This window comes from Streptomyces alkaliterrae (assembly GCF_007097205.2).
Lineage (GTDB): Bacteria > Actinomycetota > Actinomycetes > Streptomycetales > Streptomycetaceae > Streptomyces > Streptomyces alkaliterrae.
Genome location: NZ_VJYK02000028.1, coordinates 1 through 16,238 on the forward strand (window position 1 = coordinate 1; position 16,238 = coordinate 16,238).

General features: G+C 69.3%; 17 protein-coding genes. 5 read left to right on the forward strand and 12 right to left on the reverse strand.

What is annotated here, in order from left to right:
* Nucleotides 1–158 precede the first annotated feature (158 nt).
* Complete coding sequence (locus tag FNX44_RS04520) at nt 159–359, forward strand: PspC domain-containing protein (protein WP_143646627.1); 201 nt, start codon at nt 159–161, stop codon at nt 357–359.
* A gap of 96 nt (nt 360–455) precedes the next feature.
* On the opposite strand, the gene FNX44_RS04525 is transcribed toward FNX44_RS04520, so the two are convergent.
* The 5 genes from FNX44_RS04525 to FNX44_RS04545 form a co-directional block, all read right to left on the reverse strand.
* The gene (locus FNX44_RS04525) at nt 456–926 is read right to left on the reverse strand and encodes a hypothetical protein (protein ID WP_143646628.1); all 471 of its coding nucleotides are present in this window, start codon (nt 924–926) and stop codon (nt 456–458) included.
* 159 nt (nt 927–1,085) lie between these two features.
* A complete protein-coding gene (locus FNX44_RS04530) occupies nt 1,086–2,249 on the reverse strand; it encodes an adenosine deaminase (protein ID WP_143646629.1) in 1,164 nt (387 codons plus the stop codon).
* 111 nt (nt 2,250–2,360) lie between these two features.
* The gene (locus FNX44_RS04535; RefSeq protein WP_143646630.1) at nt 2,361–2,783 is read right to left on the reverse strand and encodes a hypothetical protein; all 423 of its coding nucleotides are present in this window, start codon (nt 2,781–2,783) and stop codon (nt 2,361–2,363) included.
* A gap of 53 nt (nt 2,784–2,836) precedes the next feature.
* Nucleotides 2,837–6,970, reverse strand: coding sequence for a GDSL-type esterase/lipase family protein (locus FNX44_RS29480; RefSeq protein ID WP_267129458.1), 4,134 nt, complete (start codon nt 6,968–6,970; stop codon nt 2,837–2,839).
* Nucleotides 6,971–7,038: 68 nt separating this feature from the next.
* The gene (locus FNX44_RS04545; protein WP_143646631.1) at nt 7,039–7,482 is read right to left on the reverse strand and encodes a hypothetical protein; all 444 of its coding nucleotides are present in this window, start codon (nt 7,480–7,482) and stop codon (nt 7,039–7,041) included.
* 313 nt (nt 7,483–7,795) lie between these two features.
* On the opposite strand from FNX44_RS04545, the gene FNX44_RS04550 reads away from it, so the two are divergent.
* Nucleotides 7,796–8,542, forward strand: coding sequence for an alpha/beta hydrolase (locus FNX44_RS04550; protein WP_143646632.1), 747 nt, complete (start codon nt 7,796–7,798; stop codon nt 8,540–8,542).
* Nucleotides 8,543–8,564: 22 nt separating this feature from the next.
* Here the strand turns inward: FNX44_RS04550 and FNX44_RS04555 are convergent, their stop codons facing one another.
* The gene (locus tag FNX44_RS04555) at nt 8,565–9,500 is read right to left on the reverse strand and encodes a LysR family transcriptional regulator (RefSeq protein WP_143646633.1); all 936 of its coding nucleotides are present in this window, start codon (nt 9,498–9,500) and stop codon (nt 8,565–8,567) included.
* 120 nt (nt 9,501–9,620) lie between these two features.
* Here FNX44_RS04555 and FNX44_RS04560 point away from each other — a divergent pair, with 120 nt between their 5' ends.
* Nucleotides 9,621–10,886, forward strand: a complete 1,266-nt coding sequence (locus FNX44_RS04560; RefSeq protein WP_143646634.1) for an MFS transporter — start codon at nt 9,621–9,623, stop codon at nt 10,884–10,886.
* A 57-nt stretch (nt 10,887–10,943) separates the two neighbouring features.
* On the opposite strand, the gene FNX44_RS04565 is transcribed toward FNX44_RS04560, so the two are convergent.
* The 6 genes from FNX44_RS04565 to FNX44_RS04590 all read right to left on the reverse strand — a co-directional run bounded on the left by FNX44_RS04565 (nt 10,944) and on the right by FNX44_RS04590 (nt 14,984).
* Nucleotides 10,944–11,549 (reverse strand): GNAT family N-acetyltransferase, encoded by a 606-nt coding sequence (locus FNX44_RS04565; protein ID WP_153506851.1) that lies wholly within the window; start codon nt 11,547–11,549, stop codon nt 10,944–10,946.
* Nucleotides 11,550–11,827: 278 nt separating this feature from the next.
* A complete protein-coding gene (locus FNX44_RS04570) occupies nt 11,828–12,991 on the reverse strand; it encodes a methyltransferase domain-containing protein (protein ID WP_228449652.1) in 1,164 nt (387 codons plus the stop codon).
* A gap of 88 nt (nt 12,992–13,079) precedes the next feature.
* Entirely contained in the window at nt 13,080–13,973 is an 894-nt protein-coding gene (locus tag FNX44_RS04575; protein ID WP_143646636.1) for a radical SAM/SPASM domain-containing protein, read from the reverse strand.
* A 113-nt stretch (nt 13,974–14,086) separates the two neighbouring features.
* Entirely contained in the window at nt 14,087–14,383 is a 297-nt protein-coding gene (locus tag FNX44_RS04580; RefSeq protein WP_143646637.1) for a hypothetical protein, read from the reverse strand.
* A 77-nt stretch (nt 14,384–14,460) separates the two neighbouring features.
* Nucleotides 14,461–14,736 (reverse strand): DUF7848 domain-containing protein, encoded by a 276-nt coding sequence (locus tag FNX44_RS04585; RefSeq protein WP_143646638.1) that lies wholly within the window; start codon nt 14,734–14,736, stop codon nt 14,461–14,463.
* Nucleotides 14,733–14,984, reverse strand: coding sequence for a hypothetical protein (locus FNX44_RS04590; RefSeq protein ID WP_143646639.1), 252 nt, complete (start codon nt 14,982–14,984; stop codon nt 14,733–14,735). Before FNX44_RS04590 ends, FNX44_RS04585 begins: the two co-directional genes overlap by 4 nt.
* 136 nt (nt 14,985–15,120) lie before the next feature.
* Here FNX44_RS04590 and FNX44_RS04595 point away from each other — a divergent pair, with 136 nt between their 5' ends.
* Together FNX44_RS04595 and FNX44_RS04600 are read left to right on the forward strand one after the other, a co-directional pair.
* Nucleotides 15,121–15,951 carry a helix-turn-helix domain-containing protein gene (locus FNX44_RS04595; protein WP_143646640.1) on the forward strand — a complete coding sequence of 277 codons (831 nt, stop codon included), beginning with the start codon at nt 15,121–15,123 and terminating at the stop codon, nt 15,949–15,951.
* Nucleotides 15,948–16,169, forward strand: a complete 222-nt coding sequence (locus tag FNX44_RS04600) for a DUF397 domain-containing protein (RefSeq protein WP_143646641.1) — start codon at nt 15,948–15,950, stop codon at nt 16,167–16,169. The genes FNX44_RS04595 and FNX44_RS04600 overlap by 4 nt, the downstream gene beginning before the upstream one ends.
* Nucleotides 16,170–16,238: the final 69 nt, after the last annotated feature.

Consider the following 16,238-nt stretch of genomic DNA (forward strand, 5'->3'; position numbering starts at 1 on the left):
GAGCGGGTCTCGGCACCCCTCAGGGTCTGACCCCGAACCGGACCAGGGTCCGGATCGCCCCGAGGACGGATGTCACAAACGGGAGCACTCCGTACGTTTGAGGTACAAGGGTGCGCTACCGGGCGCATCCGCGTACCGCCTCGTGAAGGAGCGCTCCCATGGCCGCACTCACCCGCCCCCGCGAAGGCCGCGTCATCGCCGGCGTCTGTGCCGGTCTCGCCCGCCGCTTCGGGGTGTCCGCCACCACGATGCGGGTGGTCTTCCTGCTCTCCTGCCTGCTGCCCGGCCCTCAGTTCGTGCTGTACCTGGCGCTGTGGGTGCTGATGCCGGACGAGCGGACCCAGCGCAGCGCCTGGTGAGCCGCCCGCGGGCCTGACCACGGGCGGACGCGCGAGACGGCGGAAGACGGAGGCGGGCCGCCGGAGCGTTCGCCCGGCGGCCCGCTCATACGTCGCTCACAGCCCGATCGGCAGCCCGCCGTCCAGCGGCACGCCGTCGATCGGCAGTCCGCCGCCGGCCAGGTCGCCCTTGAAGCTGGTGGACATGTTGCCGCTGCCGACAGCCTCGCCGACCACCGGAAGGTCGCCGACCACCGGCACGTCGGCGCCGATCGGCAGCCCGCCGTTGACCGGGAGCCCGCCGAGCAGTCGGTCCACCGGGCCCTGCCGCTTCTCGTGCCCCTGCTCCTCGGCCCGGCGCTCGGCCCGGTCCAGGGCGCCGGTGGTGGCGTGGGCGGCGCGCGACACGTTTGCCGGGAGGTCCATGGCGGAGTCCTCGACGGTCATGTTCGTGGTGTCGGCGGCGATGTTCGCGAACTGCCGTCCGGTGTGCAGCTCCTCGGCGGCGGCTGCCGTTCCGGCCGCGCCCGCGGCCATCGCGGCGCCGGCGGCGGCGACACCGAGAGTCTTGATCGTTCCGTGCTTCATGCGGCTTACGTCCTCAAACCGGAGACAGGGCGTGTGCGGCGCCGAACCTAGTCACTCTCCGCACACGGCCGCAAACAGCAAAACGCCCCGCTGGGCCGGCCGGCCCCGCCGCGGGGCGGACGGCGACGGGCGCCGCCGCCGTCCGCCCGGCCGCGCCGCTCAGCCCTCGTAGCGGGAGGAGTCGCTGGTCACGGCCCGCTCGGTGGCGGCCTGCCGGAACAGCCACTCCGACTTCAGCTCGGCGTAGCCGGGCTTGATCACGTCGTTGATCATGGCGAGACGTTCATCAAAAGGAATGAACGCGGACTTCATCGCATTGACGGTGAACCACTGCATGTCGTCGAGCGTGTAGTGGAACGTGTGGACGAGGTGGCCGAACTCCCTGCTCATGCTGGTACCGCTCATGAGCCGGTTGTCGGTGTTGACCGTCGCCCGGAACCGCAGCCGGCGCAGCAGCCCGATCGGGTGCTCCGCGTACGAGGAGGCGGCGGCGGTCTGGAGGTTCGAGGTCGGGCACAGCTCCAGCGGGATGCGCTTGTCCCGGACGTAGGAGGCCAGCCGACCGAGCTCGATCGAGCCGTCCTCGGCGACCTTGATGTCGTCGATGATCCGCACACCGTGACCCAGCCGGTCGGCGCCGCACCACTGCAGCGCCTGCCAGATCGACGGCAGTCCGAACGCCTCACCGGCGTGGATGGTGAAGTGGTTGTTCTCCCGCTTCAGGTACTCGAACGCGTCCAGGTGACGGGTGGGCGGGTGACCCGCCTCCGCGCCGGCGATGTCGAAGCCGACAACACCCTGGTCACGGAACTTGTTCGCGAGCTCGGCGATCTCCAGCGCGCGTGCCGCGTGCCGCATCGCCGTCAGCAGCGCGCCGACCCGGATGCGACAACCGGCCTCCATGGCCCGCCGCTCACCCTCGCGGAAGCCCTCGTTGACGGCCTGGACGACCTCGTCCAGCGTCAGCCCGCCCTCCAGGTGCTGCTCGGGGGCGTACCGCACCTCGGCGTAGACGACGCCGTCCTCCGCCAGGTCCTCGGCGCACTCGGCGGCCACCCGGAACAGCGCGTCCCGCGTCTGCATCACGGCGCAGGTGTGGCTGAACGTCTCCAGGTACCGCTCCAGCGAACCGGAGTCGGCCGCGTCCCGGAACCACGTGCCGAGCGCCTCGGGCTCGGTCTCCGGCAGGCCGTCGTAGCCCGTCTCCCGGGCGATGTCGATGATCGTCGCCGGACGCAGACCGCCGTCGAGGTGGTCGTGCAGGAGCACCTTCGGCGCGCGGCGGATCTGGTCCTCGGTGGGGATGGTGGTGTCGCTCGTCATCACAGCACTGTAGTACCTACGCGCGTAGACAGCGAGTCGGAAGGCGCCCGGAAACGAGAGGGGCGCCCCACCGGGCCGAGCCGGTGGGGCGCCCCTCTCATGGCCTCCGCTTCAGCGCCGCTGCATGCCGTACTCCGTCGCGCCGCATTCCTTGCCCCAGATCATCTTGGTGAAGGTGATGGCGCTGCCGCTGTAGACGGAGCTTCCATGGGTCATGCCCGTGGTGGTCTCCTCGTAGTGCAGGCAGCCCTTGTACTTGTCGCTGCCCATGTGGCCCTCCCAGCGGATGTGGTCAAAGCCCGGGTAGCGCTTCCCGTTGTTGAAGATCACGTTTCCCGTGACGTACTTCGAGGACGACGTCGGCGCCCAGTCGCCGTAGGTCGAGAAGCTGGGCCCGGAGTTGCCGTTCTTGTAGACGCAGACCTCACCGGACTTGCAGCCGTAGACGGTGGCCGTCCCCGCCTGGGCGGGGCCGGCGAACACAAGAGTGGCAGTGAGCGCCGCGCCTACTGCGGCGAGCTTGCGGATACGCATGGTGGTTCCTTTCTGGTGTGGTGGTGTGTTGGTTCGCCCTACGCCGGAGTGCGCTACCTCAGGCCGCGCTCCAAGGCGTCCGCGTAGAGGCGGGCCCCGGCGATGTTCGGGTGGAAGGTGTGCATCCCCGGGAGGTCGTCCGCCTTGGCGCGGAACGTGACGGGCAGCAGGCCGTGGATGGCCGGGTCCGCCCCGCAGACGCCTCGGCCGGCGAACTCGCGTGCCGGGTCGACGAAGACCGCACCGGCGTCCTTCGCGGCCTGCGCCATCTGGCGGGAGAGTTCGGGCGCCAGCGTCTCGTCGAGCCACCTGCGTTCGGCCTCGGTGAGCGTGAACTCGGCCTTGAATGTGAACGGTTTCGCGTTGAGCCCGATCGCCGCGAGCCACGGCAGGTCCACCGTCGCGGTGACGCTGCCCGCGGCCAGGCACTCGCCGCTGATCAGCGCCGGGTAGCCCATCAGTACCACCTTGGCGTTCGGGGCGCGCTTGCGGATCTGCTCCAGAACGCTGGTGATCCGCGGCCTGACCTCGTCCCGCATCCACGCGGGGGCGTAGTCCTTCAGCGGCGCGGTCTTCCGATCCTCGTAGATCTGGTCGCTGTCGGGGTCCTTGGCGTCCAGAGTGGCGTCCCGGCAGTCACCCGGCTTCAGGCACGCCGTGAAAACATCGGTGAACCGTGAGTCGTTGCCGCCGATGGAGATCGTCACCAGGTCGGTGTTCTGGTCCAGGTACCCGAGGTCCAGCTGTGGCAGCGAGTTCGGAGCCCAGCGTTTCCAGCCGGAGGTGGGCACGCCGTCCTTCCACAGTCTGGATTCCCGCTTACCCGAACTCTGCGGGATGCCACCGGACTTCACGTTGTAGGTGCGTGCTCCGGAGCAGGCGAGGAAGCTCAGGTCGACCTTGTCGCCGAAATCGTCGGACAGGTCGCCGATCGACCCCGACATGCCCGGCAACGACGCCTGACGGATCCACGCCTTCCTGGAGCGGTGGCAGTCATTGCGGACGTAGGCGGTGCCCACGTCCTCGACGTAGTCGGTCTCCGGGAAGTAGTCGGCGCCGATGCCCTCGGTCGCTCCTTCCCCGGAGGCGTAGGAGTCTCCGAAGCCCACGACGTGCTTGGGCTTGGTGCCCAGCTTCTGGAAGGCGACGGCGTCCCAGGCGATGTTCACCGAGACCGCCTCCCTGGTGAGGTTGGACAGTGACACCTTCGGCGTGCCGGTGAAGTTGAACACCCCGAGCGACACCCAGGTGTTCTCGCGGGTGCGCTGCGGCGCGACGCGCTTCGGCGAGGTGGAGTCCGTACCGGAGATCTGGTACGTCGCCTGCTGTGAGCGGGCGGCGATTTCCGGCATGTGCACCAGGACCCGCGTCCATCCCTTCACCGAGGTCGGGCCGGTCCAGGTGCCGGTCACCATACGGGAGGAGTCGGGGCTCCCGACCCGGACGGTGTTGGAGAACCACAGGTGGTTGCCGTATCCGGCGCCGAGCTGGTGGGTGTCGATCCTCGCGGAATCCTTGCTGAAGCGGAAGCTGAACGATCCGTCGGACTTCGCGGCGCTGCCGCAGCTCCGCTCGGGGCTGCCGGCCAGTGGCTGGCCGTTGTCGACGTTGTCCACCACCACGGAGCCCGACGGGAGTCCCGGGGAGCAGCGGCGTGGGAACGGGTTGGCGTCCGGCTGTTCCGGGTACGTGCTGTCGAACCGCAGCAGTTCGAAGCCGCACTCGTTCCGCTTGTCGCAGTACTTCCACTGGACCGGCTCGGTCCACCAGCAGCGCCAGTCGCTCCTGCGCTGGCAGGGCGAGAGGGAGGGGTCGGGGTCGTCCGGGTCGGACCGTCCGATGAAGTTGGGATCACACTCGTTCACCGTGTAGTGGCAGAACGTCTCCTCCGGAGGCTTGACGGTGCTCCGGTACAGCTCGTTCGTCCACCACGCGGCGCGGTAGCCGGGACCGTACTCCCCCGGCGCGGTCATCGCGGAGATCGGACGGGCGGCCCATCCGAGGACCTTCTCCTGGTACGGCCAGTACTGCGGGCGAGCCGCGTGGCTGTAGTCGTCCTGTCGGCCGCCACCTTCGAGGAACGGCGTGCGGTTGGCCTTGTACCAGGGCATGGCCGGGTTGTTGGTCCAGCCCAGGCCCCACTTGCCGCCGTTGCTGGACGCCTTCGACTTGGGGTGGAAACCGCTGTTGTACGCCCACAGCGCCATGTACCAGCTCTCGATGTTCAGCGGGTCACCGTCGTTGACGGTCATGCCCTCGGCGTGGAGCTGGTTCCACTTCTCGGCGAGGATGTTCACGCCGAACGCGATGTTCGCCGTGTAGTCCAGCGCGATGGCCTCCTGGGTGGCTTGCGGCAGGGCCGGTCGGACCGTGCCGTTCTCGTACCTCTTGCCGGGCAGCCGCATGCCGTCGGTGACCTGGGTGACGCCGTAGCCGCAGTCGGCCGCCGGGAAGTTGATCTTCCACGGGTCGTCGGTGTTGCCGCCCGGGTCGTGCTTGACGCCGTAGTAGTTGCCGATCAGCGGGTTCGCCGTCACACCGGGCGCGGCGTACCGGGTCGCCTGCCACATGTTCGACTCCTGCGCGGTGATGCCAAGCATCACCTGCGCCGGGATGCGGCCGCCGCCGGAGAGCCTGGTCAGTCCGCCGGCCAGGGCCTGCGGGCTGTAGGCGCCCATGCCCATGTTCTTCCAGTTCGCGGGGCGCGAGGCGTGCCGGTCCAGGTTTCCGGTGATGGCCTGGTTGACGGCCCACTCGATCTGGCGGGGTGTGGGCTGGAACGCCTGTTTCCGCGGGTTCCCCCGCTCCACCGCGCAGGTCCGCTCGTCCTCCGACTCACCGATGTTCAGCTGCGTACGCATGCCACCGCCGTCGTCGGCGCCGCCGCGAAGCGCGGGGGAGGTCTCCTGACCGTCGGGCGCCGGCGAGACATGCTCGGCGGACGGGTCGACCTCGAACACCGGCTTCCGGCCGGTGGCAAGGTGCCTCATCTCGATCCTGGCCGCGCGGGAGCTGAGTGCCTCCTCCGGGCGGATGCGGGAGTCCTTCCCGTCAGCCCAGGCCGCCTTCACCGTGGCCCGGCCCCGGGTGGACACCTGGGCGTCCTTGTCGATCCCGCCCGGGTTCAGCACCGCCTTCGGCAGTTTGCCCCGCGTGGCGGCCTTGCCGGTGATGAACACCTTGCCGTTCGCCGCCGCTGCGAGGTCCAGCTTGGTGAGGGGGCCCTCGGCGAGCGTCGTGACGGGCGCTCCCGCGGCACGGCGCGCCTTCCCGCCTCGCCCGCCTTCGACCGCTCGGGCGTCGAGGCGCTTGACGTATCCGGTGGCCTCGGGCTTCTTCGCGGTGCCACGTGAACGGTCCAGGAAGGTCACGCCGCCGTCGGCGTCCGGGATGAGCTGGAACGGGGTGCGGAGGGTCCTGGCGATCTCCGCCCGCTCGCCCTTCCCGGTGATCCGCACCAGACGCGGGCCGTCGGCCGCGACATAGCCGTCACCCGCCGGCACCGCCGAGGTGACCTGGCCCCTGAGCTTGACAGGCTTACCAGTCTTCCCCGTCCGCGCGTCGAGCGGAATCAACCGTGTCTCGTTCTTCTCGGACGTCACCTCGTCGGAGAACTGCGACAGGACCGCTTTGTCGCCGACGCCGCAGCCCGGCGAAAAGTACGCCAGGCTGGCGGTGTGCGGAAGCTTGGTGACCTGGCCGGTGCCCAGGTTGACGGTGGCCGCGAACGCGCCGCGAGCCATCAACTGCGGCTTGTTGGTGAAAGCTCGTGGCGCGTAGGTGACCACCGCGCGCGTGCCGTCGCCGGTCACACAGGCGTTACCGACCCAGAGGTCCGTGTCGAAGCCCTCTTCGGACAGGGTGGCCGCCGTCTTCCAGCGGTAGCCGGACTTCTCGTCCGCCACCAGGAGATGGAAACCGGTGGCGTCGCCTGTTGTTGTCCATGCCCGGTCCCCGGACCGCCGGTAGTCGTCCCCCAGCAGTTCCGCGCGCTTCCCCTCGGGCACGACCGAGGGATTTTCCGCACCACCGGACTTCTCCTTGGCGGACTTCCCGGGGTCCTGTTTCCATCCGCTGGCCGCGCCCGGAGGCGGGGTGGGCGACGGCGGTGCGGCCGCCGCCGGCTCGTGTGTCAGCGGCCCCACCACCATCAGGCTCGCAGCCGCGAGCACCACCGGCGTGCGCAACCGCCTCAGCGTCCTTCTTCGACGTCTCAAAGCAATCCCGTTTCTTCGTGAGAGAGAATGCGACACGCCTACTGGAGCGTGAACCACTTGCTGGTGCCGTAGTAGAGGGCCTCGAGGACGGGCTCGTTGGCCGCGCACTCGTCACCCCAGTACGCCGCCTGGACACGAGCACCCGGCACCTTGGTGAGGTCGGCCCAGGACCCCTTCTGCATTCCGGTGGTGGACTCGTTGAAGTGCAGACAGCCCTGGAACACGCCGTTGTCCGTCTTACCCCAGTAACGAATATGGTCGGCCTTCGGGTACTTGACCCCGTTGTTGAATATCCTGTCCGCCGCGTACGATTTCTTACTGAAGCCGCCGACGCTGGACAGGAAGGGAGAACCCCCCACCGAGGGGCCGTGAGTGGCCTTGTAGAGGCAGACGTTGCCCGGCGAGCAATTCTGCACGGTTTTGGTCCCGGCCTGCGCGCTCGCAGGAACAGAAATCGAGAGAACGAATGCGGCGACGCCCACGGCAGCCACCTGACGGAATCTCACCGAGAAACCCTTTCTCCGACGGATGGAGATCCGACGGAAAACACGAAGAAGCACAGAAGGTAAGGGCCCTCGCGTACGCCCTCCCCGGGGAGGGCCCTGCTGGGCGACTGTGACCCTAGATGTGCGGGTTCGTCGACGGGTACTGAGACCACTGAGGTTGACTGAGCGGTTGTCATGGGCCGTCGACCTCGGTAGACGGCGCCCCGACAGCCCTCGGTGCGGGAATTCGATACCAAACAGTGACTGCGGCCGGGTTCCGTCACTCCGCGCTTCTGACATCGTTTCCCACATGCCTCAGCATGCGTTGCCCGTGCGGAGTGCCCGGCTGGGACGCCCGATCGGCGCCCGCGGACCCGTACACGGAGTTGTGCTCGTGCTTCCCGGCGGTGGCGGACCCCACTCGTCGCGCCCGCTCTCCCGCCTCTCCCTGCTGCGCGCCGACGCCCTGGCGCGGCGCCTCGTCGGCGGAGAGGAGGCCGGCGAGCTGCTGGTCGCGCATGTGGTGCGGTACCGCTTCCGGGGGTGGAACGGCGAGGAGGCGTCTCCCGTCGCGGACGCCGCATGGGCGGCGGACGAGGTCGTCCGCCGGTACGGCGACATACCGGTGTGCCTCGCCGGCTTCGACTCCGGTGCGCGCGCCGCGCTGCGGGCCGCCGGGCATCCGGCGGTCGACTCCGTATTGGCACTGGGGCCGCGACTGCCCGAGGCGCCGGAGGAACCGGTTCGCCAACTCATCGGCAGGCGTGTGCTGTTGGCGCACGGGACCGACGACCGCGACACCGATCCGGAGCTCTCCTTCCGGCTCGCCGAACGCGCGAAGAAGGTCAACTCCGAGGTGTGCCGCTTCGAGGTGCACACCGACCGCCACGCGCTGCGCCACAGACGCACCGAAGTCCTCGCCCTCGCCCAGGACTTCGTCCTCGGCGCGCTCTGCGACCGGGACTTCTGCCGCCCCCTGCACGACGCCTTCGCCGCCCCTCCCCCACTCGGCCTGCGGATGCCGCTGGCCGCCGGATTCGGTCGCGGGCCGCACTGAACGCGCCACGCAAGTCGCCCCTTCAGGCGAGGAGTTGGCCTCGGCGGCTGAGGAGGAAGGACTTGAAGGCGGCGACCGGCGGGGTGTCGGGGTGGCCGTCGAGCCAGGCGAGGCCGATCTCCCGGACGGCGCGCGGCGCGGTGACGGTCAGCTCGCGGACACCGGGGCGTTCGACGGTCGGCGGCGGCAGCAGCGCGACGCCGAGGCCGGCCGCCACCAGGCCGCGCAGCGTCTCCGCCTCCTCGCCCTCGAAGGCGATGCGCGGCTTGAAACCGGCCTCGGCGCAGAGCGCGTCGGAGATGCGGCGCATGCCGTAGCCGGGTTCGAGGGTGATGAACGGCTCGTCGGCGGCCTCGGCGAGCCGGATGCGTTTGCGGCGGGCGAGCCGGTGGTCCTCGGGGACGACCAGGCGCAGCCGCTGCTCGTCGAGGCGGCGCGCGACCAGGTCGGGCTCGTCGGGCACGGGCGAGGTGAGGCAGAGGTCGAGTTCGCCGGCGCGCAGCCGTTCCAGCATCGCCTCGCCGTAGTTCTGCACGAGGGCGAACCGCACCTTGGGGTGGTCGACGCGGAACGTGCGGATGAGGGCGGGTACCGTCTCCGAGCCGAGCGTGTGCAGGAAGCCGAAGGCGACCTTCCCCGTCGTCGGGTCGGCGTCCGCGCGGACCGCCTCGGCGGCCTGCTCGACGGCGGCGAGCGCCTTCTCCACCGAGCCGAGGAAACGCCGTCCGGCGGGGGTGAGCTGGACGGTCCGGCCCCGGCGGGCGAACAGCGAGACGCCGAGGTCCGCTTCGAGGCGGGCCATCGCCCGGCTCAGCGTGGACTGCGGGACCATCAGCTCACCAGCCGCCCGGGTCACGTGCTCGTGCCGGGCGACACCGGCGAACTGGGCCAGTCGCGGGGTGAGCACAGCGGCCCAGGACTCGGGGTCGATCTCGGCGACGGGTGATGTTGCCGACATGTCTTTGTTGTTGCGAGATGGTGACACTGGCGCCCCTCAACTGCGGTTATGCGTGACAGCATCGATTATCGCGGTTTTGTGCATTGGACGCATGTAAGTGGTGTGCCTAGTTTTGGTGCCATGCCTTCCGTTGATACCGGGGCACCCGTCACCTCGGGTGCCTCTGCTCCGCCGTTCCCCGAGTCACCCGCCACCTCCCCGAGCCCTCGCCGCGTCAACCTCGCGCTCTTCGCGATCGGGCTCGCCACCTTCGCCCTGCTCTTCTCCACACAGGCGCTGCTGCCGGCGCTGTCGGCGGACTTCGCGGTGACACCGGACCAGGCGAGCTGGACGGTCTCGGCGACGACGATGGCACTCGCGCTGAGCGTGCTGCCGCTGAGCATGCTCTCGGAGCGGTTCGGCCGGCGACGGATGATGACGGTCTCGGTGTCGGTCGCGGTGGGCGTCGCACTGCTGCTGCCGCTCGCGCCCGACCTGCGGACGCTGATCGCACTGCGGATCGTGCAGGGTGTGGCGATCGCCGGCATCCCGGCCTCCGCGATGGCGTACCTCTCGGAGGAACTGCCGCGCAAGGCGCTCATCGGGGCGATCGGCCTGTTCGTGGCGGGCAACAGCGTCGGCGGAATGACCGGCCGCATCCTCACCGGCTGGGTCGCCGAGGGCTGGGGCTGGCGGGCCGCGCTGCTGGCCGTGGCGCTGCTGGCGCTGGTCTGCGCGGTGGCGTACCGGCTGCTGGCGCCCGCCCCGCGCAACTTCAGCCCGGCGCCGCTGCGCCCGGCGCACCTGGTGCGGGTCGTGCGCGGCCACCTCGGCACGCCGCTGCTGCGCCGGCTGTACCTGCTGGGCATGCTGTTCATGTCCGTGTTCGGCGCGATCTACACGGTGATCGGCTACCGGCTGGTAGCGGAACCGTTCGGCCTCTCGCAGGGCCTCGTCGGCTCGATCTTCGTGGTGTACCTGGTCGGCACGGCGTCCTCGGCGGGCGCGGGCCGGATGGTCGGCCGCTTCGGCCGACGCGGCACCCTGTACGTAGCGATCACGACAACAGCGGTCGGCCTGCTGCTGACCACGGCCGGTTCCCTGGCGGCCGTCCTGACGGGCTTGGTCCTCATCACGGCGGGCTTCTTCGCCGGTCACGCCACCGCGTCCAGCGCGGTCAGCCGCACGGCGACCGAAGGCCGCGCCCAGGCCTCCGCGCTGTACCAGATGGCCTACTACCTCGGCGCCTCCCTGGGCGGCACGCTGGGCGCCCTCGCCTACGCGGCGGCGGGCTGGCCCGCGACGGTCGCCCTGTGCGGCGCGGCACTGGTAGCCGCCGCCGGCATCACCCTCTACGCCACCCGAGTCGCCGCACGAGCGGCGAACCCCGTCCCCGCGACGGCCTGAGACCCGCCACGATCGCGGCCTGACGACTGCACACCCCAATCGCCGTACGCGCTGAACTCAGCACGTACGGCGGTACCTCCCCAGCATGTGGCTGAGGGAGCTTGAGGACCAGCGGTCTGGAGCTTCTGCGGAGTTTCGGCCGGGTCCCGACAGCGCCCGGAACCGTTCTTCCAGGTCGGTGACCCGCTCGGCTCGGCGGCACATGAGATAGACCGTGGTGCGTGTGCGCTGCACTTCGTGCACCAGCTCGAACCCTTGGGTTTCGTAGTACCGCACCAGTCCGGGGAAGTGACAGCCACGGCGAACCCACCTGCGCCCATGCCGAGCTGCCCGGTTCACCGCCCACAGCGCCATGACGGTTCCCGGCTTCATGACGCGGAAAGCGGGGTCGGTGACCGTCGAATAGAGGTAGTGAGCCGGCTCGTTAAGTTCCTCTTCCGTCCAGCCCCACGGGGGAGTCTGCTCCTGAACGGTGGTGCACCCGATGACCCGCCCGTCGTCCTCTGCGAGGACCCAAACGTCACCGTCAGGATTCTCCGCCTGGCGTGCGAGTTCGGTCGCGTTCTCCCGCCAGCTCGGGAGCCCGCGCTCCTCCAGCCAGCAGGAGCGGGCGAGGATCACCTTCTCAACGGCGGGAGTGTCATCGGCTGTGGCCGGGCGCATGGCGAACACGCTGCCTCCTGACGGCAAGAAGGGTCTACCGGAAAGACCGAGCGGCGAAGCGAAGGTGACGGACGGGGCCAGTGCGTCGGCCAGTGAGTCTGTCCCACCGCACAGTGGCGATCTCGGCGGGCAGGGAGCCGTGTTCGTCGTCCCTCAGCGCGGCGCGTTCGTCTCCGCTCCCGAGCAACCGACCGGCAGCGAGGGCGCCGCGCCCAGCAGGAAGCCCCGCCCGTCCGCCACGGGGAACGACGGACAGTCGGGGCAGCACGGGCGCGACCCTATGGCAGGGTTGCCGTCCATCCGCTGCGCGAGAGAGTGAGTGCGCCGTCGGGGTCGATGCGGACCATGGCCCCGGAGACGGGTAGGTCCCCGTCGATGACGAGCCACGTTCGGATGCGGTCCAGCTCATCCCACAGGCGGCGCGGACCCCCCTGGTGGACGGTGGGCAGCTCCCGGGCCCCGGCGGCCGTGGCGCGAGCCCAGGAACCATCTACATGGAGCATGTAGGCAGTGCGGGTGCCGTCCTCGCCCACGTCCATGCGGTGCTCGATGCCGGGCACGACAAGTTCGAGGGTGGAGCGCACATCCCACGTGCTGCTCACTCGCATCACGGGATAGCGGCCTCTGGTGACGCTCTCGCCTTCGGCGTTCTGCGCGGTCTCCCACAGTTGGGCGTTGCCGGGGAGAGGGTCGTAGTCGTCGCCGTGGCGGGTGCGCATGAAGCCGGCGGATTCAGGGGCGACGCGTCCGAACGCGCCGCCGTCGTCGGTCTTGTCCGCGACGATGATCAGTCCGGTGCCGGACAGCGTCGTCACCATCCGGCCGCCGGGGGCGAGTGCCGTGAGCCAGGAACCGGGGATGGTCCTGACAGAGACGGTGGAGATGATGCGGTCGTAGCCGCCGGGGAGTTCGCCCGTGAGATCGCAGACCTCCATGCACGGATGGTGCCCGGCCGCAGCCAGGCGTTCGCGAGCCGCCTCGACGAGGTACGGGTCCACGTCCACGCTGGTCACGTGCTCGGACCCGAGCCGTTTGCAGGCCAGCGCGGTTCCGTAGCCGCTGCCGGTGGTCACCAGGACGCGGGAGGTGTCGGCGAGGAAGGCGTGCCGGTACATCATCACGACCAGGCCCGGCAGCGTGGAGGACGAAGTAGGCCAGGTTTCCGGGATCACGGTTCCGGGTGCGGCGTGGTCGGCGTGGTGCGGGCCGACGCGGGTGGTCAGAGTACGGCCACTGTCGTAGGCGGCGCGCATCCACGCTTCCGGGTCGCTGACCCCGTCGTGCAGCTCGTACCCCACAGCGCCGTCACGCTCACGGGACGTCCACCATCGAGGAACGAAGAGATGGCGGGGCGTGGTGGCCAAGGGGCGGTGCCAGCGCGACTCTGGTCGTACGGTCTCGTCGGCCATAGCGGCGGCGTGATGCTCCCAGTCCGGTTGCATCCAGTCCATCATGACGCCTTTCACGGGAACTTGGGCGGGCAGGCGGGCTGCCCCGGCTGACGTGAACGATCGTTGGGGGAACACCCGGTCACCGCAGGGGCGTAGGGGCGTAGCTCATCGGGTTGCAGGGAGTTCCACTGGAAGGCTTGCACGAGTCGGAATCGGCGGGCACACAGTCAGGAGCGCAAGCGGTCGGCCGTCGCGTCCGGAGGCTCTCGGCGATCTCCTGCCACCGGGCAGACGTCAAGACCCCTTTCAGCGTGCTTCCTTGAACCTGTCCAGCCGGGAGGAAGCGGCCGATGACGCAGGGCGCCACGGTCCCGTCAGGCAGGATCGCGGCGATTCCGTTGGCGCACCGGCCGCACAGCGCGGACGTGGAGGGCACCGACACGGCGGCGTTGCCTACTTCGCGAACCCGGTCGATCCCCACCTGTTCCACCCCCAGCGCGGCCATTTCAGCGCGGGCCTGCTCAGTCCGTTGTCCCTCTCGCATATGGATGATGCCCACCTTCACCGGGATGCCGCGCCTCACCGCCTCAACGATGTTGGCGCGGGTCGCAGCATGAGATCCGGCCCTTCCGGTGACCGCGTCGTGTTCGGCCGGATCGTCGGAGTAGTACGAGGTACCCAGTGTGAGGCGCGGGTGAGCGAAGAGGTCCCAGTGTTCGCTCAGGACCCGGTAGAGGTTGCTGTAGACCTGCACGGAGAGCCCGGCATCGAGGGCATGCCGGACGAGGCCGGCGAACTCGGAGTGCAGAGAGGGCTCGCCACCGATGAACTGAACCTGTTCGACGCCGAACGCGGCGGCCTCGCTGATGACGCGCCGCCAATCCTCGCCGGTCATGCTGCCGTGCCCCTTGGTCGGCCCGGACTCGGCATAGCAGTGCGTGCAGGCGAGCTGGCAACGTCCGGTGATCTCCAGTTCAAGCAACCTGAGTGGCCCAACAGTGGGGTTGGCGGGACTGTCCGTTTTGGCTGTCATAGCGGCGCTCTCCTCGCGGTTGTCATGTCCTGTCGGGGTGGTTCCCGCTCCCCTGCCGGGGGTTGGTGTGGGAGGGCCGGTTGTCGGGTCATCCCTGGCAGGGGGCGGAGTCTTCACAGGTAGAGCTGTCGTTCGCAGTCCCTGCAGTAGGTCTTGCCGTCGTGCCTTTCGGTCTGCCGGTGCTCACACGTCTTGGTCACGTGGGCGGGAGCGGTGAGGGTGGCGGACTGCGCGGCGCGGTCGCCGTGCCCGTCGCGGTCGTGCGCCTGGACGCGCACCATGTGGTCAAGCTCCGCGAGGCAGGGGCCACAGGCGTACACGTCGCCGGTCGCGCCGGGTGTGGTCACCGAGCCGACCCACAGGACGGCCACGCCCTCACGGCGGCAGAACAACCAACACTCGCCCGTCACCCACGCGTTACCGTCGCCGACCTGCGCGACCAGGGGCCACGCATCGCGCCACGGACGCTCAACGGCCGGAGCGAACATCACGCCGTACCCCCGTTCGCCCACGCCAGTTCGGCGAGTCCCGCCGGGGGCCGCATCACCGCGTAGTCGCCGAAGTTCCGACGGTAGCGCCGATGCCCCGTCTCCTGCGTGTGCTTGCGCTGCCACTCCTCGACCGGTGCCGGGCCGCAGTGCGTACCGGACTCCGCGCCGCACTCGACGTCGTCGCCGGACACGCAACGCGCCTCGTACTCCGGTTCCGCCGTCTGGTCCTGCTCGATGGTGAACGGGACGTAGCGGAACACGCGCCGGGTCATCGCGCCGCGCCCTGCTGCTCGCCGTCGGGCGAACGGAGCGCCGCAGCGAGCGCGCGTGCCGTGACCACGTTGCAGCGGCCCAGGTCGATCAGCGCCAGCGGCGCATCGCCGGCACAGGTGACGGAATCGAGCTCCAGGGAGTGGAGTTGCAACCCGACCGACTTGAGCGCGTCGTGCAGCTCGTCGCGCGCCCGTTCAGCGTCCCTGACCTTCTCCGTGGCCGTCTGCTTCTTGCCTGCATTCGCCATGCCTGCCACTCCGTACGTTCGTATGCTGCCCCGACCGGGGACCTACTACGTTGTGTAGCTCAAGCGTTGCGCTGCATGACGATGGTCAACAGGGGTTTGTGTCCCCAGATGCCTTTGGGGAGATGGGAGATAGGTAGTGCCTGCACGCCCACGCGAGCTGACGCCCGATCGGAGCGCCCGACATCTATTCGGGGCGAAGATGCGCGCACACAGAGAACGAGCCCGGTTGAGTCTTGAGGCGCTGTCAAACGTCGTGAGGATCAGCCGTAGCCACCTGTCCCGCATCGAGACCGCCGAAGCTATGCCGCCCCCGTCCCTGCCGGCGATGTTGGACGCCGCGTTCGGGACGGACGGGATCTTTGAGGAGCTGTACCGGCTGGCAAGCAAGGAGATCCACCCGGACCAGTTCCAACGCCGGATGGAGCTTGAGACACGGGCCACGCTCATTGAGGAGTACGCCGGTCAGATCGTGCCTGGCCTCGTGCAGACGGAGGACTACGCCCGTGCTCTGTTCGTCGTAGCCAACCCCAAGGCGACGCGGGACGAGATTGAGGAACTGGTCACGGCTCGCATGATTCGGCAAACCCGGCTGGAGGCAGTCCCTCCGCCGGACCTCTCCTTGATCTTCGACGAGGCAGTGCTACGGCGTGGCTTCGGCGGACCGGCGGTCACTCACGCACAACTGGCCCGTCTGGTTGAGCTGGCGCACACACCAACGACCGTGGTTCAGGTTCTCCCATTCGAACATGGGGGACATGCATTGGTAGGGGGCACGCTGACGCTGATGACCCTGGGCGACGGCGCGCGAGTGGCCTACGAGGGGAGCATCACGACCGGGACGTTGCTCGAAGATCTCGGGATCGTCGCGGAACGTCAGCGGGCCTACGATCTGCTTAGGGCGTGCGCCCTGTCGCCGGGCGACTCGGCGGCTTTCATCCGGTCCGTAATGGAGGCACTACCGACATGAGAACCACCCCTGACCTCTCCCGCGTGGAGTGGGTCAAGTCGAGCTACAGCGGCAACGGAGGCGGGAGCTGCGTTGAGTGGGCACCGGCTTACGTCAGCTCAGGCATCGTCCCGGTCCGTGACAGCAAGGACTCGGACGGCCCGGCGCTCACCTTCGAGCCGTCGACGTGGTCGTCGTTCATCACTGCCGTCCAGCGAGACGAGTTCCGCACCCTGTGACCTTGACCCGACTCCGATTGACCGGCCCCCGCCACCGTAAGCGGGGGCCGTCGTCAGCTGTCGTCCGGA

Coding starts and splice junctions, on each gene's coding strand:
- FNX44_RS04585 (WP_143646638.1), bottom strand. CDS start 14,736: ATGACCCGGCGCGTGTTCCGCTACGTCCCGTTCACCATCGAGCAGGAC.
- FNX44_RS04535 (WP_143646630.1), bottom strand. CDS start 2,783: ATGCGTATCCGCAAGCTCGCCGCAGTAGGCGCGGCGCTCACTGCCACT.
- FNX44_RS04590 (WP_143646639.1), bottom strand. CDS start 14,984: ATGGCGAATGCAGGCAAGAAGCAGACGGCCACGGAGAAGGTCAGGGAC.
- FNX44_RS04530 (WP_143646629.1), bottom strand. CDS start 2,249: ATGACGAGCGACACCACCATCCCCACCGAGGACCAGATCCGCCGCGCG.
- FNX44_RS04550 (WP_143646632.1), top strand. CDS start 7,796: ATGCCTCAGCATGCGTTGCCCGTGCGGAGTGCCCGGCTGGGACGCCCG.
- FNX44_RS04575 (WP_143646636.1), bottom strand. CDS start 13,973: ATGACAGCCAAAACGGACAGTCCCGCCAACCCCACTGTTGGGCCACTC.
- FNX44_RS04600 (WP_143646641.1), top strand. CDS start 15,948: ATGAGAACCACCCCTGACCTCTCCCGCGTGGAGTGGGTCAAGTCGAGC.
- FNX44_RS04560 (WP_143646634.1), top strand. CDS start 9,621: ATGCCTTCCGTTGATACCGGGGCACCCGTCACCTCGGGTGCCTCTGCT.
- FNX44_RS04525 (WP_143646628.1), bottom strand. CDS start 926: ATGAAGCACGGAACGATCAAGACTCTCGGTGTCGCCGCCGCCGGCGCC.
- FNX44_RS04520 (WP_143646627.1), top strand. CDS start 159: ATGGCCGCACTCACCCGCCCCCGCGAAGGCCGCGTCATCGCCGGCGTC.
- FNX44_RS04555 (WP_143646633.1), bottom strand. CDS start 9,500: ATGTCGGCAACATCACCCGTCGCCGAGATCGACCCCGAGTCCTGGGCC.
- FNX44_RS04570 (WP_228449652.1), bottom strand. CDS start 12,991: ATGCAACCGGACTGGGAGCATCACGCCGCCGCTATGGCCGACGAGACC.
- FNX44_RS04565 (WP_153506851.1), bottom strand. CDS start 11,549: ATGCGCCCGGCCACAGCCGATGACACTCCCGCCGTTGAGAAGGTGATC.